Origin of the sequence: Bacillus sp. UMB0893, assembly GCF_002858905.1 — a bacterium.
In the GTDB taxonomy this organism is placed as follows: Bacteria; Bacillota; Bacilli; order Bacillales; family Bacillaceae; genus Bacillus_P.
The window spans coordinates 17,730-42,490 of the sequence record NZ_PKLB01000010.1 but is presented as its reverse complement, the minus strand read 5'-3'; the positions used below and the strand labels follow the sequence as shown (position 1 = coordinate 42,490).

27 protein-coding genes are annotated in these 24,761 nt (G+C 38.4%); 18 read left to right on the top strand and 9 right to left on the bottom strand.

Translation table 11 applies throughout. From position 1 onward, the window contains the following. Positions 1 to 44: 44 nt before the first annotated feature. A complete protein-coding gene (locus tag CYJ36_RS23910) occupies positions 45 to 230 on the bottom strand; it encodes a hypothetical protein (protein WP_219621140.1) in 186 nt (61 codons plus the stop codon). A gap of 917 nt (positions 231 to 1,147) precedes the next feature. Between CYJ36_RS23910 and CYJ36_RS20220 the strand changes: the two genes are divergently transcribed. Together CYJ36_RS20220 and CYJ36_RS20215 are read left to right on the top strand one after the other, a co-directional pair. Continuing rightward, on the top strand, positions 1,148 to 1,930 hold the full coding sequence (locus CYJ36_RS20220) for a PAS domain S-box protein (protein WP_180850507.1): 783 nt from the start codon (positions 1,148 to 1,150) through the stop codon (positions 1,928 to 1,930). A gap of 583 nt (positions 1,931 to 2,513) precedes the next feature. Further along, positions 2,514 to 2,954, top strand: a complete 441-nt coding sequence (locus CYJ36_RS20215; RefSeq protein ID WP_101569074.1) for a cell wall hydrolase — start codon at positions 2,514 to 2,516, stop codon at positions 2,952 to 2,954. Between the two features lie 505 nt (positions 2,955 to 3,459). On the opposite strand, the gene CYJ36_RS20210 is transcribed toward CYJ36_RS20215, so the two are convergent. Further along, the gene (locus CYJ36_RS20210; RefSeq protein WP_101569073.1) at positions 3,460 to 4,989 is read right to left on the bottom strand and encodes a multicopper oxidase family protein; all 1,530 of its coding nucleotides are present in this window, start codon (positions 4,987 to 4,989) and stop codon (positions 3,460 to 3,462) included. 384 nt (positions 4,990 to 5,373) lie between these two features. Between CYJ36_RS20210 and CYJ36_RS20205 the strand changes: the two genes are divergently transcribed. Then, positions 5,374 to 6,720 (top strand): FAD-binding oxidoreductase, encoded by a 1,347-nt coding sequence (locus CYJ36_RS20205; RefSeq protein WP_101569072.1) that lies wholly within the window; start codon positions 5,374 to 5,376, stop codon positions 6,718 to 6,720. Between the two features lie 393 nt (positions 6,721 to 7,113). On the opposite strand, the gene CYJ36_RS20200 is transcribed toward CYJ36_RS20205, so the two are convergent. The 3 genes from CYJ36_RS20200 to CYJ36_RS20190 form a co-directional block, all read right to left on the bottom strand. Then, complete coding sequence (locus tag CYJ36_RS20200; protein ID WP_101569071.1) at positions 7,114 to 7,818, bottom strand: ABC transporter permease; 705 nt, start codon at positions 7,816 to 7,818, stop codon at positions 7,114 to 7,116. Further along, the gene (locus tag CYJ36_RS20195; RefSeq protein ID WP_101569070.1) at positions 7,811 to 8,551 is read right to left on the bottom strand and encodes an ABC transporter ATP-binding protein; all 741 of its coding nucleotides are present in this window, start codon (positions 8,549 to 8,551) and stop codon (positions 7,811 to 7,813) included. The genes CYJ36_RS20200 and CYJ36_RS20195 overlap by 8 nt, the downstream gene beginning before the upstream one ends. Before the next feature lie 73 nt (positions 8,552 to 8,624). Continuing rightward, positions 8,625 to 9,284: a TetR/AcrR family transcriptional regulator gene (locus tag CYJ36_RS20190; RefSeq protein WP_101569069.1), complete on the bottom strand. Its 660-nt coding sequence runs from the start codon at positions 9,282 to 9,284 to the stop codon at positions 8,625 to 8,627. A gap of 1,052 nt (positions 9,285 to 10,336) precedes the next feature. On the opposite strand from CYJ36_RS20190, the gene ppsA reads away from it, so the two are divergent. The 6 genes from ppsA (at position 10,337) to CYJ36_RS20160 (ending at position 17,051) form a co-directional block, all read left to right on the top strand. Further along, on the top strand, positions 10,337 to 12,952 hold the full coding sequence (ppsA, locus tag CYJ36_RS20185; protein ID WP_101569068.1) for a phosphoenolpyruvate synthase: 2,616 nt from the start codon (positions 10,337 to 10,339) through the stop codon (positions 12,950 to 12,952). A 333-nt stretch (positions 12,953 to 13,285) separates the two neighbouring features. Continuing rightward, positions 13,286 to 13,855 (top strand): dihydrofolate reductase family protein, encoded by a 570-nt coding sequence (locus CYJ36_RS20180; protein ID WP_101569067.1) that lies wholly within the window; start codon positions 13,286 to 13,288, stop codon positions 13,853 to 13,855. A gap of 552 nt (positions 13,856 to 14,407) precedes the next feature. Next, positions 14,408 to 14,719, top strand: coding sequence for a phBC6A51 family helix-turn-helix protein (locus tag CYJ36_RS20175; RefSeq protein ID WP_101569066.1), 312 nt, complete (start codon positions 14,408 to 14,410; stop codon positions 14,717 to 14,719). Positions 14,720 to 15,466: 747 nt separating this feature from the next. Then, positions 15,467 to 16,027: a recombinase family protein gene (locus tag CYJ36_RS20170; RefSeq protein WP_101569065.1), complete on the top strand. Its 561-nt coding sequence runs from the start codon at positions 15,467 to 15,469 to the stop codon at positions 16,025 to 16,027. A gap of 81 nt (positions 16,028 to 16,108) precedes the next feature. Beyond that, on the top strand, positions 16,109 to 16,396 hold the full coding sequence (locus CYJ36_RS20165) for a hypothetical protein (protein ID WP_101569064.1): 288 nt from the start codon (positions 16,109 to 16,111) through the stop codon (positions 16,394 to 16,396). A 115-nt stretch (positions 16,397 to 16,511) separates the two neighbouring features. Next, positions 16,512 to 17,051: a hypothetical protein gene (locus CYJ36_RS20160; RefSeq protein WP_101569063.1), complete on the top strand. Its 540-nt coding sequence runs from the start codon at positions 16,512 to 16,514 to the stop codon at positions 17,049 to 17,051. 53 nt (positions 17,052 to 17,104) lie between these two features. On the opposite strand, the gene CYJ36_RS20155 is transcribed toward CYJ36_RS20160, so the two are convergent. After that, a complete protein-coding gene (locus tag CYJ36_RS20155; RefSeq protein WP_101569062.1) occupies positions 17,105 to 17,323 on the bottom strand; it encodes a hypothetical protein in 219 nt (72 codons plus the stop codon). 255 nt (positions 17,324 to 17,578) lie between these two features. After that, entirely contained in the window at positions 17,579 to 17,806 is a 228-nt protein-coding gene (locus tag CYJ36_RS20150) for a helix-turn-helix transcriptional regulator (protein WP_101569061.1), read from the bottom strand. 167 nt (positions 17,807 to 17,973) lie between these two features. Between CYJ36_RS20150 and CYJ36_RS24550 the strand changes: the two genes are divergently transcribed. From CYJ36_RS24550 to CYJ36_RS20140, 3 genes are all read left to right on the top strand, one after another. Continuing rightward, on the top strand, positions 17,974 to 18,102 hold the full coding sequence (locus CYJ36_RS24550) for a hypothetical protein (RefSeq protein ID WP_257962570.1): 129 nt from the start codon (positions 17,974 to 17,976) through the stop codon (positions 18,100 to 18,102). Between the two features lie 230 nt (positions 18,103 to 18,332). Continuing rightward, positions 18,333 to 18,554, top strand: a complete 222-nt coding sequence (locus tag CYJ36_RS20145; protein WP_101569060.1) for a hypothetical protein — start codon at positions 18,333 to 18,335, stop codon at positions 18,552 to 18,554. A gap of 140 nt (positions 18,555 to 18,694) precedes the next feature. Continuing rightward, positions 18,695 to 19,468 carry a hypothetical protein gene (locus tag CYJ36_RS20140; protein WP_101569059.1) on the top strand — a complete coding sequence of 258 codons (774 nt, stop codon included), beginning with the start codon at positions 18,695 to 18,697 and terminating at the stop codon, positions 19,466 to 19,468. Between the two features lie 320 nt (positions 19,469 to 19,788). Here CYJ36_RS20140 and CYJ36_RS20135 read toward each other — a convergent pair whose 3' ends face one another. Then, entirely contained in the window at positions 19,789 to 20,298 is a 510-nt protein-coding gene (locus CYJ36_RS20135; protein ID WP_101569058.1) for a hypothetical protein, read from the bottom strand. A 219-nt stretch (positions 20,299 to 20,517) separates the two neighbouring features. Beyond that, complete coding sequence (locus CYJ36_RS24545) at positions 20,518 to 20,754, bottom strand: helix-turn-helix domain-containing protein (RefSeq protein ID WP_257962583.1); 237 nt, start codon at positions 20,752 to 20,754, stop codon at positions 20,518 to 20,520. 1,533 nt (positions 20,755 to 22,287) lie between these two features. Between CYJ36_RS24545 and CYJ36_RS20125 the strand changes: the two genes are divergently transcribed. The 6 genes from CYJ36_RS20125 to CYJ36_RS20105 all read left to right on the top strand — a co-directional run bounded on the left by CYJ36_RS20125 (position 22,288) and on the right by CYJ36_RS20105 (position 24,752). After that, the gene (locus tag CYJ36_RS20125; protein ID WP_101569057.1) at positions 22,288 to 22,785 is read left to right on the top strand and encodes a hypothetical protein; all 498 of its coding nucleotides are present in this window, start codon (positions 22,288 to 22,290) and stop codon (positions 22,783 to 22,785) included. Between the two features lie 127 nt (positions 22,786 to 22,912). After that, the gene (locus CYJ36_RS20120) at positions 22,913 to 23,161 is read left to right on the top strand and encodes a helix-turn-helix domain-containing protein (RefSeq protein WP_101569056.1); all 249 of its coding nucleotides are present in this window, start codon (positions 22,913 to 22,915) and stop codon (positions 23,159 to 23,161) included. 90 nt (positions 23,162 to 23,251) lie between these two features. Continuing rightward, entirely contained in the window at positions 23,252 to 23,395 is a 144-nt protein-coding gene (locus CYJ36_RS23905; protein WP_180850505.1) for a hypothetical protein, read from the top strand. Positions 23,396 to 23,517: 122 nt separating this feature from the next. Then, the gene (locus CYJ36_RS20115) at positions 23,518 to 24,063 is read left to right on the top strand and encodes an HNH endonuclease (protein WP_101569055.1); all 546 of its coding nucleotides are present in this window, start codon (positions 23,518 to 23,520) and stop codon (positions 24,061 to 24,063) included. 114 nt (positions 24,064 to 24,177) lie between these two features. After that, positions 24,178 to 24,399 (top strand): hypothetical protein, encoded by a 222-nt coding sequence (locus CYJ36_RS20110; RefSeq protein WP_142382729.1) that lies wholly within the window; start codon positions 24,178 to 24,180, stop codon positions 24,397 to 24,399. Next, positions 24,396 to 24,752: a hypothetical protein gene (locus CYJ36_RS20105; protein WP_101569053.1), complete on the top strand. Its 357-nt coding sequence runs from the start codon at positions 24,396 to 24,398 to the stop codon at positions 24,750 to 24,752. Before CYJ36_RS20110 ends, CYJ36_RS20105 begins: the two co-directional genes overlap by 4 nt. Positions 24,753 to 24,761 lie beyond the last annotated feature (9 nt).

The window sequence follows — 24,761 nt, the reverse complement described above, 5'->3', positions numbered from 1 at the left end:
TAGTGGAAAGCGTAATAAAACCCCGATTTAATTCGAGGGTTTTTTTATACTTTCGGCTCCATGCCGTCAAGCATACTTATTACTTCCACTAAACCTTTTATTGCGTCATCCTTTTTGTAGTTATTATCATTAGCCAATCTGCAAGTAATCGATAAAATACGCTGTTTAATATCAACTATTTCCGATTTTCTTTCGAGTTTATCTTTCAAATGCATTCCCTCACTTTCCATTCAATTTTTTCGATAACCTTCGGCAGTGATTTGCTTTACCATCATATTCTACGGCAATATGGCAGGAAGGGTTGTTTATTCGGTAAGGACCGCAGGTGTCCTGGTTCAATTTTGAAAGTTATATTTATTCATTTCTCCGCCGTCAAGATTTGCTTTTTATTATTGGTTTTTTCCTTTTAGTGCACCTCAGGAGTTTTTACTATTTTTATCCATATTGTGTCTTTTATAACCAGGAGCAGCAAATAAAAGCAATTAAATACTTTGTATAACTGAAAGGGAGTGCTATAGAGGTTAATGAAATCGTTTCATCGTTTCTAAGTCTATGAAAAGTTCACCTTTTGGTAAGCTCTATTAGTTAGTTTATTTTTTCACCTCAGCCAAAAACCTATTGATGGCTTAAGCAAATCCAATAGCAACTTTCCAGCTTGATCGGGTAGTTAATTAGGTCCTAATAGATTGAGGTGATATAAAATGATAGTTGTGAGTTCTTGTTTAGCAGGGTTAGAGGTGAGGTTTAACGGTACGCATAGTCTAGATAACAAGAGAGGAATTATTTATGTATATAACAATTTCAGATTTTAGTTAATGAGCGCGAGCGCTTACCCCAGAACAAGGATAGCGTCTTATTTATTGTAATAAAGTATTGAGAAAATCATTAAATCTTGAAATAATTTGTAAAGCATGGGGGCTTTCCTAGAATATCCATGTCTAATTGATGTTCCAGGGCGATCTTAAGCAAACGTTCACGATCATTGAGGAATGGTCTGGATGAAAGCATAAAGATAAATATAAGCCGCAGTGCTTCTTTTTTTGCTGCAATACAAGCCCTCCATTCCCAGAAGAAGAAGGTTTTTTCGTTCGATTGTCGAATTTATACCATTATAGATTATGAGTTTATATGGTTGGGAGTGGGAAATATGAACAAAAGTGTATCAGATAACACATATAAACCCGTTCTGGAAAAGGAAATGATGTATAGTCAAATCATTGAGTACTCTGTAGAAACGATCGTTATTCACGCCAATTACAAAATCCTGTACATCAATGAATCAGGTGCAAATAATTTAAAGGGTAAAAAAGCAGACATCATAGGTTCATGTTTATTAGATCGCTATCGCGAGGACAGTAAACAGGCGATAAAAGAAAGAATACAAAAGTCGATGAGTCTAAATGTGCCTGGCGAATTAATTGAAGAAAAGATTTTTAGACTGGATGGGTCGATGCTTGATGTAGAATTGTACTGTCATCCTGTTTTATTTGGAGATAAGAGAGCCATTCAAACAACTCTTAGAGATATCACAAAGCGTAAAGAAGCAGAGAAACAGTACAAGAGAGAAATTAATGCAGTATCGTCTCCTATCGTACCTGTTTTTGATGGAATTTCCGTTCTTCCCCTTGTCGGTTCTATTGACTCTGATAGATCCAAACAATTACTGGAAAGTATTCCTTTAGAAATCCAAAAGCAAAATGTGCAGGTTATCATTATTGATTTTTCTGGGATATATAACTTCGACGAAGTCGTAGCCGATTATTTACTAAAGATTAATACTGTAATGAAATTGCTTGGTGTTTCACCTATTATGACAGGAATAAAACCAGAGTTTGCCCAGGTGGCGATCCAGCTTGGGGTGAATCTTTCCGGCACACAAACAATGGCAACTGTCAAACAAGCTTTATTAAGTCTGGGAGTTAAAAAATAAGGATTATTGTTCTTAACGAAAAAGAAGTCCTTCGGCTTCTTTTTTTGCTGTAAAACAAAGGGTTAAATTATATTATGAACTATTAAAAATGGAGCTGCTGCAGCAACTCCTATTTTAAATCCCTAAGATTGTGGCTGCTTTTTGGCATTCTTAATTTCATTCTTTCTTTTTGGCTGTTTTCGCATTGATTGTTGTTTTTGGTTATTAATGTACCCGTGGATTTCCGCTGCAGGCACTTGCTTTCCGCGGGGAGGGATGGAGCCTCCTCGGCTATGCCTGTGGGGTCTCCCATTCCCCTCTATTTCCCGCAGGAGTCAAGTGCCTTCCGCTACAATCCACTAAAGGTTTTAACCATTTTTCTAAAAGCAACAAACTTTACGAGAAGAGCATTCTTTTTTTATGGCTCTGTTAAAGGATGCTGTTTATTTTCTTGTTCAACAAACGGAGTTTAGTTGTATAAAAAAGAATGCCATAGTTTTCATCTTACTTAAAAACTGTAAGCTTTAAAAACTTAGCATTCTTATTTTATAAACAATGACATCAATGTAGGCTTTTTTTCATACTATATTTTTGGGGTGAAAAAATGCCAAGAGTAAATTACCGAAGTTCAGACGTTAACTTAATGGCAAGGATGATGAGAGCAGAAGCCGAAGGTGAAGGAAAACAAGGAATGTTATATGTAGGCAATGTAATTGTTAATCGTCGTGTAGCAAATTGTTTAGACTTTAAAAATTTAAGAACAATTCCACAAGTCATTTTTCATGTACAAGGAGGAAATTATTCTTTTGAAGCTGTTCAAAAAGGTAATGTATTTTACAATAGAGCGAGAACTGTTGAAAAAAGATTAGCAAAACAGAATTTGGATTATTGGAGAGAGCACCCAGGGAAATATGCTCTTTGGTATTTTAATCCATATGCTCCATGCCCTCCAACATGGTACGGTCAACCTTTTGCTGGTCAATTTAAACAACATTGTTATTATGAACCAAAACCTGGAACATGTGATAGTGTTTATAGTGGTTAGGTAGAGTTTTATTGTAATTTGCCTTTTTTGTGCTGCGAATACAAAATTTTTAATCGTAGGTGCTGGTAGCCATCCATATTCATTCAATGTAACTCCTGTGGTTATGTAAAAGTTGTCGGATGAAAAAAGTTTGAAAACCCTAACCGCAGCCTATTTTTTTAATCGTTGTTTTGGTGTATTTTTATCTCGCGAAATAAAAAGGGAACTTCCTGGTTAGCAGGTGTTCCCCTTTTTATATATCAAACATTTATTTATAGTAATTTATCCAAGAAAATAGGATTGTTAAATATTGTAAATTGTGTGTTAGTTTAAGATGACACACTAAAGAGGAGGGCCGCATTAAGTGGTCTCTTTTTTTGTTCAAAATCAACATTAATGTTTAACAAAGCCTTTTTTATAAAATCCATTACAAAACAAAAAAATGAAAACAGCTAATTCGAAAGGCTCCATCACAAGAAAGGGATCGGCAAAACCTCCCTGCTTTAAAGGAGGCTCTTTACGAGTGTTATCTGATAACTATAAACGGTCTCATCATTTCATAATCCTCGTGTTCCAAGATGTGACAGTGCCAAACATACAATCCTGTATAAGGTCCAAACTTCATGATAATTCGGGTTACCTGTTTAGGATTGGCTCTTACTGTATCCTTCCATCCTCGTTCTTGTGGTTCTGGAGGCATCGGTGGACCAGTATAATGGATTACTTTCTCCCTTTTATATCTTTCTGCATCGAAGGCTCTTCTGTCTATTATCTGGAAATCAATTAAGTGAATATGAATAGGGTGTGAATCATCAGTTAAGTTGATGAGCTCCCATATTTCAGTGGACCCCAATTTTGGGTTTTCTGTTATGGGGTCAGCCCACTGTTTATTATCTAATAACATGAATTCCCGTCCGTACTGATCCATATTATCATTTAATGTTAAGGATCTTTCCTTTGAAACAGACTGTTCACTCAGCTTTGAAAAAGGTTCCATATACTGCGGAATAACACTGGTATCAATATTTGTAAGAGGAAGTGAGACTCTAAATTCCATCACTGTGCCTACCGCATTTGCAGGATCCCCATCTGGAAAAGGTGCGGGAGCGTCATTTGTCACGATAATTCTCTTTCCCTCAAGATTGGTAAAATCAATGATGACATCTGCTCTTTCTGCTGGAGACAGTATGATTTCTTTGATCCCGATCGGATATTCCATTAAGCCTCCATCCGTTCCGATTTGATAAATGAGTTGTCCTGAATCAAGCTTGATTCTATAAAAACGGGAATTAGATCCATTTAACAGCCGGAATCGGTATTTTCGCGGTTCCACTTTTAAATAAGGCCATACTTTGCCATTAACAAGAATGGTGTTGGCAAAAAATTCAGGAACGACGGATGTTTCTAATCCCTTTATTGGTTTATCTGGCTGGTTTGGATAATACAGGGATCCGTTTTTATGAAAGGATCTGTCTTGGATAATAAGAGGGATTTCATATTTTCCGCTGGGTAAATTCAATAAACGTTCCCTTTGATCTCTTATAAGATAAAAACCTGCCAGTCCAGCATATATATTTAGTCTGGTGATCCCTATTGCATGGTCATGGTACCATAGAGTAACAGATTTCTGGTTATTATCGTATTGATATACTGCCTTATTAAATTTTGAACCGACTTTTACAAATCCATTGGTAAACCACGCATCAGGATAGCCATCGCTTTCCGGTTCAACACTAGCGCCATGAACGTGTACTACCGTTCGTACTTCCGGTACATCCGCATGGGCACCATGCACCGTATAGTCTACCGGGAAAAGATGCTTATCTGGAAGATTATTAATCCATTTAATAAATACTTTTTCTCCGCTCTCTACTTCAATTGTAGGACCTGGATAACTGCCTTCATATCCCCATACAGTTGTATCATTTAACTCACTATGGAGTGACTGCTTAAATTCAGTCATATTCACTTCATAATAAGTATGAAATCGATCTTTCCATCGAGGTTTTAAAATAGGGGGAATGGGGAGTTCATTTACAAATTTAGAGAGAATCATATTGTCCGCTCCTTTATAACCTCCAATAATAATTGCCTTCTTCCTAAAGGTTATAAATATTACAAGCACTGTATGACAAATTCAAATGTTTTTTTGCGGTTGATATATAGTGCGATTGTGCAAGGAAATTAAAGAAAACAATAGAGAAATTCTTAAGTGTACCCTATTCTGAACCATTGGAAATTGGTGCTTGTTCAACTCCCTCAGTTAGGTGATAATCTAAATCTCAGTCTGGCTGCATATTTTATTATTTACATTACATATGATGTATTGATACATTTTTTGAAATTTATAAACGAAGAAAGAAAAATAGGAAAATCGGAAAATAATTATTTCATAGTTTAGCCCGAATACTAAATAATATTAAGGGTTGGAGTTGAATAGATGGGATCAAAAATACGACTGACAGGACGAGTCATCTTTAAAGGAGATCCAGGATATGAACAGGCACGCCTAAACTGGAACCCGTACGTTGATACCTTTCCCCTTGTATTTGTCTTTGCTCAAAGCACGAAGGATGTTGCAAATGCTATAAAATGGGCACGAAAGAACAATGTGCTGATACGGGTACGGAGCGGACGACATGCATTGGACAAAAATCTTTCAATGGTAAAAGACGGGATTGTTATCGATGTGAGTGATATGAAAAAGGTGCGGTTAATTAGGGAGAAAGAATTAGCTATCGTCCAAACTGGCATCAATGTAGGTCCACTTGTAAAGAAAGTAGCACAGGAAGGCTTCATGGTCCCATTCGGAGATAGCCCAACCGTTGGAATTGGCGGAATCACCATGGGTGGAGGGATGGGGGTAGTTCAGCGGTCAATTGGCTTGATCAGTGACAATCTCATTGGATTGGAAATGGTTGACGCCAATGGAACAGTCTTATACGCAAGCAAAAACAGCAATTCAGATCTCCTATGGGCTTCTCGCGGTGGAGGCGGCGGTAATTTCGGCATTAATACTGAATATAGTTTCAAGTTACACCATGCCCCCGCTGAAGCAACAGTATTCGAAATTATTTGGCCATGGAACCAACTAGAGAAAGTTTTCAAGGCGTGGCAAAAATGGGCTCCTTTTGTTGACAGCCGACTAGGTTCTACGTTGGAAATTTTCTCTAAAAATAATGGGCTGCTTCATACAACAGGACTATTTCTGGGTTCAAAACCGAAACTAACTAGCTTGTTAGAGCCTTTAATAAGCGTAGGTACTCCAACAAAGGTGTTTATCCAAAACTTGTCCTATCCGAATGTTGTTGAATATTTGTTACCAGATGAACCAATACCTGGAAGATCAGACCAGAATAATAAATTTTCATCGGCTTGGGCGACATCTCTGTTTCCGGATGAAGCAATCAAGATCATACGCAGTTTCCTAGAAGAATCGGCCGGAACCGAATCCAGTTTCCTTTTTCTGAACTGTGGCGGCGCTTTAAGGAGAATCTCATATGAGGCGACTGCTTTTTTTTGGCGCAGTCCGAAGTTTTATTTGGAGTGGAATACAACTTGGACTCAAGACTCTGAGGCATCAAGGAATCTTGCATTGGTTGCAAGAACACACCAGCTGTTGAATCCTTTCGTAGAAGGGGCTTACGTAAATTCTCCAGATCAGAATATTCGGAATTTCGGACCGGCTTATTATGGAACCAACTTTGATAGATTACAAAGAATAAAAGCCAAGTATGATCCCGAAAATGTATTCTATTTTCCTCAAAGTATACCTCCTAAATTTTGAGTATATCTTTTGCATTTATCATTTTTTTTGTATTCAGGTAATAGTTACTGCAACGATTGACTTCAATAGATATTTATAAAAACACTGGAAGATAATGAAATATAGAAAATTGAAGACCTTTAAAAAAATGCAGAAAAAGAAGGAGAATCCTCCTTCTTTTTCTTTTTAATTAATCTTTATATTACCCACAAGGAAGTTATATTTAATTCCTTATCTCCATTGTATCTATTAATGACTTTCTTCCCTGGGGGAAGTTGTTCTACATTATTCACCATAAATATAATACCTACTAAAGCTACAAGGATACCTAAATAATATTACCGGATAAAAGTTGGGGACCATAACTACCCAAGAGATTATCTATATATTTTTCAATAGTTTGATCCATATCAGTTAGACCTCCATAAGGTTAATTTTTTTCATTACATTTCTTGCAACAAAGATTGCAGCTATTATTGCTATTGACATAAAAATAGTAGAAAGTGTAATGGATCTTAAAGCGCCAGAGATATTACTAAATAAGGAACAAAATAAAATCGCTGATACGATAGTTGTAGGTACTGATTTATTTATAAATCCGATTCCCATTGAAATGATACTTAAACCAACTGCAGTCGCAGCCATAATAATGGTTGTCATAATCGATTTAGCTATAACTTCAAATGTAATACTGTCATTTACTAAAGGTAAAAAGGTTTCACTCACACCAAAAATAAAATAAATGATGATATTACTAATCGACATTGAGATTATTGTAAATATAGAAACAATCATCACTTTTGAAAGGAAGATTTTACTTCTGCTTATTGGATAAGAGAAGAGAAGTACTGCACGATTCCCTTTATATTCTTCAATCACAAATCGAGAATACATAACCGAAGCTAATATACAAAAGACAGTCATATTGAGTATGCCAAATAAGGTAATGATGTTTTTGTATCCAGAAAATATGTGTATATTTGGATCGTTTGTCTCAACTCGTGGTATAAAAGCAATCATATAAATTAATCCCAACAAGATAATTGAAATCACAATCGTTGAATTTATATATGTACGAATATTAATTTTTTTAAGTTCAAGTTTTATTAAATCAAGCAATTACCTTCCCTCCTTTCCCACTCATAATATCGAAGAAATAGTCTTCTAATCCATCTGGGAATTGATCTTTGATAGATGATAAGGATACTTCCTCCACAATCCTTCCATCTACAATAACTCCAATGGTATCTGCAATATGTTCAATCTCACTTAAAATGTGGCTAGAAATTAATATTGTCATATTATGATTTTTTACAAGATTGAGGAATAGTTCCCTCATTTCACGTATGCCCATTGGGTCCAATCCGTTAATAGGTTCATCAAGAATCAATATCTCAGGTTTGTGAATGATGGCTCTTGCAATTCCAAGTCTTTGCCTCATACCAAGTGAAAATTTAGAAACTGGCAGCTTGTCTGTATTTTTAAGCCCTACCATTTCTAAGGTATAGTCAATGTGAGGATTTGCAATGCCCATATAGGACAGGTGAAGCTCCAAATTTTCGCTTGCAGTTAAATGGTCATAAAACACTGGAATCTCGATAATACTACCTATACTTTTTAGGATTTTATTTTTATTTTCAATACTATCAAGACCTAAGATTTCAATATTCCCAGCATTAGGTATAAGCAATCCCATCAACATTTTAAAAACAGTTGTTTTCCCTGAACCATTAGCTCCTAAGAAACCATAAATCGTTCCTTTTCGAACAGTCAAGTTACAATTCTTTATAACTTCTTTGCCTTCAAAGGTTTTGACTAGGCTTGTTGCTTTTACAGCAAACTCATTTGTCATTAATGTCTTCCTCCAAATGATTAAATTTCAACATACATATATATGTATGTATATATTCAAAAAATAAACTGCCTTATGACAGCCTATTTAAATTGAAGTTTTCTCTGTGAAACGTTTCAAGAGAGGTTAGTAATTGGTCGTCAATAATTGGCAAACCAATACCGTTAAATAGTTCTTGCAAGTGTTTTGCCTTTTGCATATATTCTTCTGTATTTACTGAAAAAATAATCGGACTCAACCAAATGTTCGATAGTAACACAAGAGTTTCAGCAGTTTGTTTTGGATAGTGAACGGAAATAGAACCATCCTCTACACCTTCCTCAATAACTTGTTGTATACTTGGTGCTCCAATTCTGACACATTCCATTAATTGATTGGCAATAAGTGTAGGACTTTTTAAAATTGATGGAATAGACTTGATCGCATCAACCTGTTCGTTATTATTATTAAAGGAAAGATGAAAAGCAGTTTTTAGTTTCTCTAAACCATTTAAACCATCCATTTTCTTTGCTTGTTCAAAAGGATTATTTTCCGAAGCCAATCGTTTGAGAACTGCATCTATAATATCTTCCCTAGATTTAAAATGATGGTAGAACGCACCTCTGGTTAAATCTCCCAATTCATCAATAATGTCTTGGATTGTGGTCTGGTCCCATCCTTTTTCAAGGAAAAGTCTCGTTGCAGCATCTAATATTCTCTGTACCGTTATTTCAGGATATTTATTACGTGCCAAAATATCACCTCCATCAATACATACATTCATATGTATGTATTGATTCTATCTTGTAATTATTTGTATGTCAATAGATAGTTCCTTATTAAACTGATATGAACGAAACAGTCAACCCACCACACCCAAATGTTTTAAAATGGCGTTTCAATCATCAATGAATAGAGTTATTCTTTGGTCAACTTGAAGTAATAGACTTAAAGTAAAGGGGGCTTGATTTGGAGTGTTTTTATACTGTTCAATGCTCAAAAGAAGGTATCCGTAAGAATCCCTTTCTTGCAAGGCTGCGAATCCTTTTAGCTTCGGTTTTAGATATATATATAGTCGCTGCTTTCATCAACAACGAGTCTTTATTTACATAATAATGCTTTTTACGGTCTGAAGGTTTCATGAACTCCATAATCCCAGCTGGCGAACCATCCTCAAAAGAAAGGAGCACGCCAAATTTACTTTTAATGTCCTCATTTTTTGATAATTAATAACCTTTAATCAATCATTAGATCGTGTGCTGGAGAATACTTAGAATCCTTTCTTTTCAAGACAATGACTTCAAGACCTTGTTCTTTTAGGGGTGTCGCCAGCAAAACGCGGATTTATAACGTTAAGCAACTAAAAAACGAAAAAAGCCCAATTTCTAAATATTAATACTAAGAAAATGGGCTTTTTAATATTGGAATTTTTTAACGTTGTGAAACCATATTTTCCTGACGCTACACTAAATGATTGGATATTTGAATATCATTTAGTGTGAGTCAATTGTCTTGTAAAATGGGGTTTTTCTTCCTTTGGATGGTCGTGTGAATACATTGATAAAAATGAGAAACTGTGGTAAATTTATATAGATACACCGATAATTGATTTTATGTATAAATTATCCCCTATTTTAATTATACATCAAAAAATCCTTATCAGTCAACACCTATTTTTTTAAAAGGAGTGTTTGTTATGAACATGTCCAGGAGCAAGAACGAGTGGACAGCGTAATGGGTTAATCATATGAACAATTTTTGTCATATGATTCGTCTTGGTATTGAGCGATAAATGGGAGGGAAAAAATGAAACCATATGTACTAGAGTTTCGGGAGATCGATAACACGAGACAAATGGCGGTCGGCGGCAAAGGGATGAATTTGGGCGAATGTTCGAGGATTGAAGGAATATTTGTACCAGAGGGATTTTGTGTTACCACTGAGGCATATAAAAGAGTCATTTGGAAAAATGAGGAGCTTCATCAATTACTGGATCAACTAGCAGTTCAAAAAGTGGACGAACGAGAAAGAATTAGTGAAATTAGCAGGAAGATCCGTGAGCTGATTGAGGGGATTGAGATCGAGAAGGGGATCGAAGAAGATATCGATCGATGTCTCTTAACTTTTGGCTTCGAGCATGCATATGCTGTTCGTTCAAGTGCTACAGCCGAGGATCTTCCATATGCCTCCTTTGCTGGTCAACAGGATACCTATCTAAACATCAAAGGAAAAGATGCAATTTTACAACATATTAGTAAGTGCTGGGCTTCATTATTTACTGATCGCGCAGTAATTTATCGCATGCAAAACGGATTTGACCATCGAAAGGTTTATCTGTCTGTTGTTATTCAAAGGATGATTTTTCCACAAGCTTCCGGAATACTATTTACAGCTGATCCAGTTACCTCAAACCGAAAGATGCTGTCGATCGATGCTGGCTTTGGACTTGGTGAGGCGCTTGTCTCTGGCTTAGTGTCTGCGGACAATTATAAAGTGCAGGAAGGCAGGATTGTGGAGAAGACGATTTCCACCCAAAAGTTGGCTATATATGCACGAAAAGAAGGCGGAACGGAGGAAAAGGAAATTGAGCCGGGTCAGCAGAATCTATCTACACTTTCAGATGAGCAAGTGTTAAAGCTTGAAAGGATCGGTAGAAAGCTTGAAGCGTATTTTGGCTATCCGCAAGATATCGAATGGTGTTTGGTTGATGATACATTTTATATTGTCCAGAGTCGTCCAATCACTACTTTATACCCCATCCCTGAAGCGAATGATCAAGAAAATCACGTCTATGTATCTGTTGGTCATCAACAAATGATGACCGATCCCATGAAACCACTGGGATTGTCTTTTTTCCTGTTAACGACTCCTGCACCCATGCGTAAAGCCGGTGGAAGGTTGTTTGTTGATGTTACACCTATGCTGGCTTCACCTGACAGCAGAAAAATGTTATTAGATGCCATGGGACAACACGATCCGCTCATGAAAGACGCACTTTTGACCATAATTGAGCGGGGAGATTTCATAAAATCTTTACCAAATGATAAGCAAGAACCGAGTTCCGGTAAAAGCAATAAAAGTGTGTCGTCTGCAGGTTCTAGGGCACAAATCGAAAACGACCCGACAATCGTTTCTGATTTGATTAAGAGTAGTCAAACATCAATAGAAGAGTTAAAACAAAACATCCAAACGAAATTAGGATCGGATTTATTTGATTTTATTCTGGAAGATATCCAGATATTAAAGAAGATTTTATTTGACCCACAAAGTTCAGCTGTGTTTATGGCTGCTATAGATGCTTCATCCTGGATCAATAAAAATATGAACGAGTGGTTAGGTGAAAAAAACGCAGCCGACATACTTTCTCAATCTGTACCAAACAATATTACTTCGGAAATGGGTCTGGCGCTATTGGAAGTCGCAGATGTGATTCGTCCTTATCCAGAAGTAATTGATTATTTACAACATGTAAAAGATGATAACTTTTTGGATGAACTGGTTAAGTTTGAAGGTGGACAGGAAACCCAAGACGCTATCTATGATTATCTCAGTAAATACGGAATGCGATGTACCGGAGAAATCGATCTTACTAAAACTCGCTGGAGCGAAAAACCAACTACACTTGTCCCCGTTATTCTTAGTAATATCAAAAACTTTGAGCCTAATGCCAGCAATCGGAAATTTGAGCAAGGGCGACAGGAAGCTTTGAAAAAAGAACAAGAGTTATTAGATCGATTGAAGCAATTACCGGATGGTGAACAAAAAGCCAAAGAAACAAAACGAATGATCGACCTAATCAGAAATTTCATCGGTTATCGGGAATATCCAAAATACGGCATGGTTAATCGCTACTTCATTTATAAGCAGGCTTTACTGAAAGAAGCCGAACAACTCGTACAAGCGGGCGTTATTCATGAAAAAGAAGATATATACTATCTCACTTTTGAAGAACTTCGCGAAGTCGTACTCACAAATAAATTGGATTACCAGATCATCAGCAAACGAAAAGACGAGTACGAATTATATGAAAAACTAACTCCGCCACGTGTTATCACGTCTGATGGTGAAATCATTGTAGGTAAACACAAACGAGAAAATCTCCCAGCCGAAGCTATTGTAGGTCTACCTGTTTCTTCCGGTGTTATCGAAGGAAGAGCACGTGTCATCTTAAATATGGAAAATGCGAATTTAGAAGAGGGAGATATATTGGTTACAGCCTTTACCGACCCTAGCTGGACACCGCTGTTTGTATCTATCAAAGGCTTGGTTACGGAAGTAGGCGGTTTGATGACCCATGGTTCTGTCATTGCCCGAGAATACGGTCTTCCAGCAGTTGTAGGTGTGGAGAATGCTACGAAGCTGATCAAGGATGGACAAAGGATCAGGGTGAATGGAGCAGAAGGGTATATAGAAATCCTATAATTCATTACATTTAAATCATAAAAGAAGAGCATTCGAATTAGGAGAATCATTGACATCATGGTGCTTTGCGGTCTATGGTAAGAACCCTGTGACTAGGATATATAAGGGTGCAGTAACTGAAGATCGATATTAATGTCTGTTAAGATTATCTTGAAATCGAGTCTTCTGTTTAAGGGGGCGATTGCTTATCAAAGAGTCGCCTCTTCTTATTAAAGTAAAGGACAGATTTAGTTGAATAACATCACATTATTCAGAAATACATGCTGTATATAATTAAATATAAAAAATTTGGTTGGGGAAACAATTTCTAGTTGATTACAGGGAGGAAGAAGTATGTCCAAAAACGTAGGACCAAGAAGAATAATTTTAGATTTAGCAGTTACTTTAGATGGTTTTATTGAAGGGGAAAATGGGGAAGTTGATTGGTGTATAATGGACTCTGAGATGGGGTTTATTAATTTCTTAAATCAAATTGATACCATATTATATGGAAGAAAAAGCTACGATTTATGGGGACAATTTACTCCAGAAATTGAAGATACTGATACTGAAAAGGAAATATGGGAATTAGTTCATAGTAAAGAAAAATATGTGTTTTCCAGAACGCAAAAAGGGACTGATAATAAAGCAATATTCATAAATGATAATATTCTTGAAGAAGTAAATAGATTAAAGCGTAAGCCTGGTAAAGACATCTGGCTATATGGCGGAGCAAGTTTTATTACTACTTTTATCAATTTGGGGCTTGTTGATGAATTTAGATTATCTGTTCACCCTGTTATTTTAGGCAAAGGAAAACCGTTATTTATTGATATAAAACAGAGGTTGAATTTAAAAATGGTAAATACCAGAACATTCTCCTCCGGCGTTGTGCAACTAATTTATCATTTGAATAGGAATTAAATTACACATTCCAAAGATAAAATACAATAAATAACGATCATTTTAAAAATCTGCACCCTGCAATACGGTTGTTCTAATCCACATAAGTCCATTACTCTAAAAAATGGTTGGAAGAGTGATATGTAGCAAAATGAAAAAAGAGTGATTTCAATTTTCGTCAAGAACGACTTAATTCGTAAAGGTTTACTAATATATAAAATAAGAAAAACCCTTGCTGCACAAGGGTTTTCGGATATGGAGCATAACGGGATCGAACCGATGACCTCTACGCTGCCAGCGTCCGATATATCTTCTCCGAAATGTCATTCGCCAAGAATGGCGTGCGCACACGGTTTTACAACGACCTCTTATACGATATATCGACATTATACAACATAGCACCGTTACGCTACAATGTTTCATACCGGTACGCTGTCGACTTTTTTCGCATAAGAGGAGGTGTACATATATGAATAAACCGTCAGAAGAAGCGCTAAAGAACTTCTATCTAGCGATCCGTCCAGCGTTAATAAGGATAGCGTTAGAGAATAAATCGAAAGGGGATAAACGAAAATGAAAAAACGCAGCAAACAACCTTCGCAAGTTCCTCCGTTGGATGAGCGCCATTATCTCGCGATAGAACTTCTCATGAGCGTTAATGGGAAACGTCTGACTCGCGCTAAGATAGCGGAGAAATGCGCAATATCACGTATGCAGCTTTACCGGTGGGAGCAACGTAAGGATTTTCAGCAAGCGTACGACAAGCGCATGAAAGCGCTGATTAACCGTAAATATCCGCGTAAAGATGACCTCGCTCAGATGGCGTTAGCTGGCGATGTAAACGCAGCAATCCGTATACTTAATGCGGCTGACCTACTGATATGATTGCGCAAGGGTAGTTACAATAGTGAACAAAACGTTACATTTTGCCGGCTGTAATGTCCGGACGTGGACTCTCGCTGAAACTTTTCTTTCCGATAATTGCCGATTATGAGCGTTATTCCAGGGCGATAGAGGCTACCGCATTACCTAACGTATACCCCCTACCTGTATATAATAGAAGGAACGCGGTATAATAACGTATGCCTGACGTTATCCTGCGTAATGTATGGCGCAATCCTACCGGCTGTGCGAGGCTGGATCGGACGCACACTCCGAACTCATAGGGTTAGCGCTGCGATCGCCCAATGTCCGGCAATGAGAAGCGCATGCACAGTACGTTAAACGAATGTTATTCGAACGATTGATAAGTGCGCTCGAACGAACGATAATGAATGCTTAAACAGTTCACAAAGTCGTCCGTTTATCAAAGTGCAGTTTGATTGTTGTGTTAACCTTTTCCGAACGAATCCTGCGCAAAAATGAAACACCCGGCGGGGTAGGCAAAACGAAAAAGTCGCGATCTTGTACCGGAACTTTACTCACAGGATTTGAAATGTCAGATGGTAAAAAACGGAAATAGAGGCACGCCTTCTTTTTTCGGCACCCAAACGTCATCCTCGAAAAAATTTCCGCAGAATTATTAAAATTCCGAAAAACGTAAAATAATCATCGTTCGTTTATTGACATCCTCAACCATTTAGCGTACTATTAAGGTAACGATAAAAAACAACGGTAAAGGGGTCGGTAATGATGATATTTGGATATGCGCGAGTAAGTACGGAGGATCAATCGCTAGACATGCAGCTTGATGCGTTCGGTAAATACGGAGTCGACGAAGTTTTCGAAGAGAAATTATCCGGAACTAAGAAAGACCGTCCGCAGCTCGAGCGCTTACTTGATAAATTGCGCAAGGGTGATAAAGTAGTCGTATATAAACTCGATCGTATCTCGCGTTCAACGAAGCATCTTATTGAACTTGCGGAGTTATTCGAAGCTAAAGGCGTCGAGTTCGTATCTATCCAGGACAGCATCGATACTTCTACCGCGATGGGACGCTTTTTCTTTCGTACAATGGCTTCTATTGCGGAGCTAGAGCGCGATATCATCTCCGATCGTACGAAAGCCGGACTAGAAGCGGCAAGAGCTCGCGGACGACATGGCGGCAGACCTTCCGCGAAGAAATCAAAAGTAGAGCAGGCGCTTTTAATGTACGATAGCAAGAAATACACTGTACCGCAGATAACGGAAGAAACTGGCGTCAGCAAAACAACGCTATATAAATACATTAAAGAACGTGAGGGCGCCAAATGAGCGCTCTTTTTATATTTTTAGGAATTAATTAAAGTCCAAGCATCATATATTTAATGTACTTATTGAAAAGAGGTGGGTTTGGTGATTTTTAAGGATAATAAGTTTGTGATTGAGGGTGCAACGGACGAAGATGAGGATTTTTCTCCTATTAAATTTCAAAGTAAGGAACCTCCAAAAAGTCTTTTTAGCACTTATGATTTAAAAGAAGATTTAGAGGCGCAGATTAGCCCATTTCTAAGGGAATTTTTTATCAATAAAATGGAGTTAATTGTGAATTCTAAAGAAGACAAAGATGTTAAGTACCAATCTTTTATTAATCTCAATAGCTATTATCAAGATGTGGTTAAGAAAGGTTTTAAACTTACCTAAGCCTAAAAATCCCGGATGTCGAAAAAACACTTAGAAAACATGTAGTTATATAAATGGAGTAAATATATAATTATGGTTAATTTAGGATTTCGATACATAGGGGGGATAACTATAGGTGGTAAAACCTAATGAAAAAATATTCCATCGTTGGTGGTTTTGGCTTATTGTCGTTATTATCACAGGAATTATCGTAACTGGCTGCGGAAGTACGGACGTTGAGGAACCGATAGAAGCGGAAAATAAGAAGTCGGAAGAAACAACCGCTAAGCCAACGGAAGAAAAGAAGGAGTCCGTTAAAAAAGCGGAATCTAAGCCGAAAGATAATAAAATTGAAATCACGCAGTTTGCTATCGATATGGCCATTGATACCGTGAAAGGTAACAGCGGAGTTGAAGACGCGGCAGTCTCCGTCAAAGGCGATGAAATAAGTATGGCGTTAGTTGTAAATAGCGCAACTACTGGCGAAGCGGCAAAAGAAGCGCTCGATAACTTTGCACGCAGCCTGACAATCAGACTTGACGGTAAAGGACCAACGAAAGACTATTACGGAGAAGTTTACGATCAATACTCCGTTATTTTAACTGCGGTAGATTCGCAGGACAATGAAAAAGCATTCGGTGCAATGGCGAAAGGGACTCATCGCATCTCCTGGTAAATAAATAAGCGCCCTGACCTTCGCCGGTTGGGGCGTTTTTCTTCGTTTATGAGCTATTTAGATTGTTCTTCTAATTCTCGGTGTAATCGCGCCACATTAACGAAGGCTTTGTTAATGGTCTTCCATTTATCTCTTCCTCGGGCTATGTATGAGCATCTACCTACTTTTCCGATAACCTCGAATGAATCCGGATACTCAAAGATGTCGAGGCGAACTTTTCCTATTTTCATAAACTCTAAAACATTTCGATTTGCGCTATTCGTATCTCCCATATAATTACCTCCAAAATGAATATAAGGAAATTATAACTTGGTAATTTTAATCTATTGTAAATTTCTAGAAATATCTTTGTAAATGACAACACATCTCCACCGGTATATAAGTAATATAGTCCCGAACTTTTTGCCATATATTTGCGCAATCCTAGCCCGGTAGAGAGCGATTTGTGATGGCGCAATAGATGACTAGGGCCGCCATTTAATTAGCGCTTACTTACGCCAGAAGTCTCTCCAACAAAAGCGCCACATCTAAACGTCAAAGAAATCGTCAGTCTTTGCGCCAGGATCCACTTGTCTTATCGCGGACATTAACTTCTTAATCGTTCCCAATGACGGTTCATATTCGTTAGTGCCTGACGCTAGCTTACTGATCGTATTCCGGCTTACTTTTGACTTCTTCATTAACCATTCCTGCGAAATTCCACGCTTGTCGAGCCATTTCCCTAAACGTGACCGCTGCTTTCCAAATCCAAACATATCATGCACTCCTCGATACCTTTTTACGTTCAGTTATCGCCAGGACGCGCTATCTTTAATCATTACTTGTGAAAGTTTTCAAAAATACTTGTGAATAATGGACAAGCGGTGCTGCGTAAACTCTCTTAAGACGTCAAACGAGGCGTCAATACGAGGAGGTTTTCACCATGACTAAAGAAATCGCGATTATCCTATTAACGGAGCAAGACGTCTATTTGACGGAACAGGGACGTCAAGTACTCGAAGCTATCTTAATGGAGGAAGACGTCAATGTACCGGCCTACAATACGCTGTGATGGCGCATATAAGAAATATATCGATGGGCTCTTTAGCGCAACGACTTTGGACCGGAATCAGTTGATAAGATTAGCGCTTTTTACTGCTGGCCACTCGGAGGAATACTTTCAGATCCTCAATCGCTATAAAAAGAAAGACGTCTCTCTTCCCTCGCCCACTTGGAGCGCCAATCAGCACGGATATTGGCTAGAACAGACCTATATCGGAGTAGAAAGGGGCGAGGACGTCAATGCAGCAGAGGACACGCGACGAAAAGGGGCGATTTGCCTCAACGAAACAATCCGATTCACCGACTGCGGAGGAATTCGAATCACGCTGGGGTAAAATCGAAATTACTAAAGTGAAAGATACTTACGCGAGTTATGTAGTAAGGCAACGACTATTTACGGAAATAGAAAGAGATATTGTGGTTATTGTAGGGATAACGTTAGTTGCTGCGATTTTCATATAAAATAAGGCTCTGTTAAAGGATGTTGTTGATTTTCTTGTTCAACTTTTAATTGTCGTTATTTATATTTAACAGAGCGCCTGTTTAACCATTGACATGGTTTGTTTTATATATCATTATCAAAAGGAAGGATGTGGTAATAAGTGAGAAAAAATAGATGTACATTTATCCTTTTGGTACTCCTAATGTTGGGGAGCGCATCACAAGTTTATGCGGATGTTTATGTTAAAGGATATTTTAGAAATAATGGCACCTATGTACAACCACACTATCGCAGTAATCCTGATGGTTTGTTTTCTAACAATTTTTCAACGTTCGGAAACACTAATCCCTACACAGGTCAGTTAGGTACAAAACGATATCCCGAATACAATTACAATTCTTCTAGCTATTCTAATTATCTTAATCCATTTTCATACTGGGATACAGAAAACAACTTCAATGATAGTTCTGATTTTACAGTAGTTGACTATTCTGTAGATGATGCAACTGTAACAAACAATTCCACAGATGATGAGATTGCAACCTATTCTTTTAAACAGTCCGAAGATATTAACGTAGCGGAGAATTATATTACAACTTTTGATACAACCGAAGAAATAGAAGCCAAAACTTTGATTGTTCAATATTTTAACTACGTCAATACACGTGCATACAGACTAGCTTATGAATGTTGGGGTACTGATTGGCAATCTAGACAGCCTTATGGAGCCTTTGAGGACGGATACGTAGATGTGATAAATCAAATTAAGTATATCAACGCAACGTCTAACGAGAAAGGAATAACGTTAGAAGTAACCATTATAGCGAAAGAGGGCTGGGAACAAATAAAACACCAATATCATATCGTTTATAATGTTCAAAAAATAGAGGATAAATGGAAAATAATAAATGGTAAAGGTAAACTTGTTTGGTAACTCTATAAAAATCGCATAATTGCTTAAGGTGACTTTCTTTGTGAACTAACGGGTGCAAGAGTATAAGATCCAGCTGCCGTCAAAAAAAGGCAGCTTTTCTCATTGAACTAACGGGTGCCATTCTTTAATAAAGAAGGTCGCTTTTTACTTATTCAAGTAACGGGGCAGTTTAGTTGAATAAGGAATGGTATATTGGGCTGTTAGGAGACAGCCTATATTGTTATACAATTAAATTCGCAAGATAGTTCAGTGAAAGAGGCAAGACCGGATTGTCTCTACTTATCTGCTACTTGCAAAATATAAATACCATTTTCGAACTTTTATGCTCCTGAGTTTATACAGATATGGTAGGCAAGACAACTTAAGGATGGTGTCGGCGCTATTATTATAAAATCGGGGCACCCTGGCAAAATATATGCAAGAGTAGGTATTCCATTATTCGTAGTCCAAACTAACACAGGGCAACCGGGTTGTAGAATTTCAGTTACAGTCTCTCTTACAAACGGGTTATCAAACTCTTCAACCGTTGCTAAATGAAAACCAGCCCCAAATGCACCTTCACAACTATTAGGATTTGAATTGTCTGTTGTATCATTAAAATTCATCAACTCGTTAACGAAACCAATTTGCCATCCATTATCTGCATTAAAGACGTCTCCACTAACATCTTGTCTACGTTGTTCACATTCAGGTGATTCCTTGCGTGTTGTGGCAGGTGGACACACATCACACTTACACTTACACTTAAATTTACACTTCCACTTCCACTTCCACTTAAATTTACATTTAAGCTTCCTTAATAAATCCTTTAAGCTATTCATTAATCCCATTGCGTCAACTCCTCTAATTTATTTTATTTCAATACATTATATGTCCAAATCTTTATGTTGATTGGACATGTTACTTAGTATTAAAGAGATTTAGGTTATTGTTTAACTAACGGGTGCGTTAGTCAACGAAGACGCACTAAAGAAGAGCACATTAAGTGGTCTCTTTTTTTGTTCAAATCAACATTCATGTTTAAAACAGCCAAAAATTAAAAGGCGCCTTTATTGGACGTCTTCTTTTGTGATATAAAATAAATCCTCTATAGAAATCTCCAAAGCCCTACTAACCGCAACCAAAGTGGCAATGTCAAAACAATCCTGCTTTTTAAAACGGCTTATTGTCGCTTCTGTTAATCCGGTCATTCCAGCCATATTCTTCTGACTTAAACCCCGTTCCTCTAAAATTTCCGAAATTCTCACGGTTACTTTGTGCTCTTTAGGCGAAGGCGTGAGCTCCACCAAGTCGCTGCTTTTGGCGGAATTCTTTCTCGCGGCAACGAGTGAGACATGCGTTAAGAGCGGCTAGACGCGGGCTTATTTTGTAAATTGACGGCGGCAAGCGCCTTTTTGAACTTAGTACTAGGTGCTAATTGTATTATCATTTAAAATGTTATAATTGATAATTAAGTTCTGTTTGAGTCGACGTTGGCTCGTTTCCGGATTATTTATTTTCCTCCGAGAATTATCGGCAAAATCGAAATCAAAACGCCTGACCCTAACATTGCCCCTCGGAAATGATTGCGATTCTTTTTTCGTACGGTCTTCGTTGCATAAAACGACCTTAAAATCAACACTGTGCCGTATATGCCCCTCAGAAGCCCTCAGAGGCGTTTTAAGGGCTTTCGGCTGTCTTTACCCTCGGACGCCCCAAAGACGGCTAATTTGACGCTTTAAACGCGCCACAGCCACACGTACGGAGTTAGGATAGCGTTCTGACTGCGTAGGAGAGCCGTAGAGACGTTTTAAGGGCTCTTGGCTGTCTTAGTATTCCTTTACGCTTAAAACCGCCATACGGGCGCTCTGAGGACGTCAGAGGCGTATGTTAGCGCCTGGGGTTCGGTGTGAGCGGTGATTTTAAGTTCTAAAGGACGACGATCGGGGTTTTCACATTCGTTCAAAGCCCCTTTATGTTAGTTGCTGCGAATTTTCTGTCCTGCAGTCCAACTTTTTAACCCTTCAGCGGGGTGAAAGGGTGTAAAAAGCCGGCCTTCCAGCCAGAAATTCTCCGCGGCTATGATATGAGATACCCCTTGAAAGCTAGAAATGACGCCGTTAAATCAGATTTTCGGAAGTTTTAGCGAAAAATAATATAAATAATTTTTAAAAAGAGTATTGACTTTCGTAATTACTTGTGATACCCTTAAAAGATTTTGAACTTTCTTTTAAAAGAAAAAGATTTAAAGATTAAGATCTAAAGATTGCGCTTCACAAAGTTCGTGAATCGCGATAACTAAGTCAAAAACCCTTATTACTCTTAATTTCTTGCGCAAAGGAAGTAATAAAAGATATAGGCGCGGCTCTTGAACGAATGTGAAAGAGACGCAAGGGTTTAAATCTTTTGAATAAAAAACGGTTTAATAACGGTCTAGTTAACGATATAGCACGCAAGGATAGCAGCGAATAGTACCCGAAAGCGTAACGATAGCTTAACGGTCGTTCTAGCGCGTCTGACGATGATTCTGAGACGATTACCGCATACTTTTCCGCGTTGTTCTCTTAGTCTAGCGTGTACACGGCGCTGTAAGCGCGTAGGAGGCTCGTACAGGCGTTTTAATCGCGAGGGAATACTAAGACAGCCGACAGGGCTTAAAACGGCTCTACGGCTTTAAAAACGCAGGAATTTCACGTAGGGGTAAATTAGCGCATTTTTGACGCTGGCGATAATGTGCCGAATCAATCTGCTGCGAACTATCCTTATTTATAATAATTACAATGTAGATAATTAGTAGTAGGTACTAAATTATGAATGATGGATGATGGGGGAAATGAGAGATGGAATTTAAGCAACCGGGGGAAGGCGCTGTACTTTTTGCGCAACAATTTACGGATGGACTAACGATAGACGAAGCGTTACCTATTATCGGCAGCCTGTTAAATGGCGAGCTACATGACGTAAGTGATAAGCGTATCAAGCGCTGTGGTCACTGTAATTACTTTTACCGCGATCAGACTAAGCCGAATAACAGCCGGACATGTTCTCGCGCTTGTAAAATCGACCAAGACACGGAGAAACGACGCATGAAAAAGGCAGATGAAGCGCTATTGAGTCCGAAAAAGAAGACTAAACGCGAGGAAAATTACGTTTACTGGCTTGAATATCCGTTCTGGCTAGATGAGTACGAGATGCTAAAGCAATCATGGAAGCCGGAAGTATCTTATTGCGCTGAGAAAATCGAAGTAATTTCCGCAGCAAAGCAACGCGATGAAATTCTAGGGGGCAAACGGAAGCCTAAACGAGTAGTTCCGTACAATGGAAGAGAGGCAGTTTAGCCGCAGTAAAAAGGTATAAGGGGAACAAGGAAATTAAATGGCTTGCTTCGATCTGTATGCCTAGCGGATTGAAGTGAGCTTATTTGTATTTATGTAATAAATTATTACGAGTAAAGGAGATTACGCTATGCGGATCCAAGCCGATGAAGTTAGGGAAATACGTCGTTTCTTCAATAACATGACACAAGCAAGACTAGCGGAGGCAACGCGCCTGTCACAGCCGATAATTGCCGCGGTTGAAACAGGAAGCCGTCCTATCACTACGAATTTTCAGAGGAAATTAATCGAAGGACTTAAATTACAACCGGAGATAATCGAATCTATACGAAAAGCTACTCAAATATACGAAGAATCCAAGCGACAATTTAACGATTAAATCAAGCCTATCCGTAATGGAAGGCTATTTTTTATGTCTCGATGATGCTCCGATGCGGAGGGACGCTACATAAAAACGGAAGGGGGATGGATGAGGATGGAGGAGAAAAACCGCACAGAACAGCTTATTGACTTTCTACGCGTGCTTGGAGAGTTAAAGGCTGCAGACTATTACGCGAACGTCGAGATTAAAAAAGTAATCAAGCAGATTCAAACAGAGCTAGGGTTGAACTAAACAAAAATGATGGGGGATGGATGAGGGATGAAGGAGACAGTCAGCGAGCTTGACTTATTATTACAACAAATTAAAAGCATTAACACTAAAGTGGATGTCATTTTAAAAGGCGGTGAGAAACGATGATGTCAACTTGCCGCGTATGTAAAAAAGAAAAGCCACGGTATGAGTTCGAAAAGGACTCACGCGTTAAAAGTGAAGACGGTCGCACTAATCGTTGTCGGGAGTGCAAATCGGCCGCAAATAATAAAGCATATAAAGCTTTCGGCAGATTAAAAGAAAAATATCCGAAATACGGAATAGAAATCGAGATTACTAAAGAAGAAGTCGCTCAATTATTCGATGCGGTTGAAGGTAGTTGCTATTATTGCGGCGTGGAAGAGTCGGAAGAGACTGGAACATTACAATTGGAACACATACGACCACTATCTCAAGGCGGACGTAATCACATTTCAAATCTTCTTATTAGTTGCCGGTCGTGCAACGCTAAAAAACGCGATAAACCGATCGTAGCGTTTTACCATGAATACGGAAGATTTGATTATTACTACTTGCCAAGCGTGATTAAACACATCGCGTATTTCACTAAGAGAACAACCGAAGAGGTTGAAGCGGAGTTAGTCGCTGAGTACCACGAATATATGGCAGAAAAGAAGAGAACCGGATGATTTACGTAGATAAAGCTTACGACATACACAGACTCGAACATTCGCCAGGATATTCAGTTATTGCGGAAGTTTATAAAGAAAACGGAAAACGTATAGCCGTATTATTTCAAGGGGATGAAGCCGATGGGACACAAAAAGAATCAGCAGTTAAGACCGGACCGCGACTTAATTAGGCGTAAGAGGCCAGCGGACGGCATCGGCTGGGCAAGACACCTTTTCGAATCACTCAATTTAACGCAAGAAGAAATCGAAGCTGAAGCGGAGGCAAAACGTATGAAAAAACGTAAAGCTAGTACTGGTAACGGTGCCAAAAGGTTAACCGGAGACAGCCTATGATTAGATTTCGCGTAGGTGTTTACCGTAAAGACGGCATAACAGGCGTGGGAATTGAGAGACTTAACGATGATGGCGAAGTAACTTTTATCGGTTCTTATAATTGCGGAAATTGGAGCAGGCGCGATGTCTGCGTTTTTTACGTGTTTAAGATTCGGGAGATGTTAAATGACGGTGAGATTGCGAGAATAAAAGTCGCTGATCGAAGTGTCGGGGGTAGGAAATCATGGTACCGGCATTACACCAACATAGAAATATATGCGGCCAGTGGTTCAAGTTGTAAAGGCGCGAGAGGGTTGGCACAAGACGCGTGGAAACGCGGAGAACATACGGATATTGAAGAAAACTTACTATAAAAAAGGGAG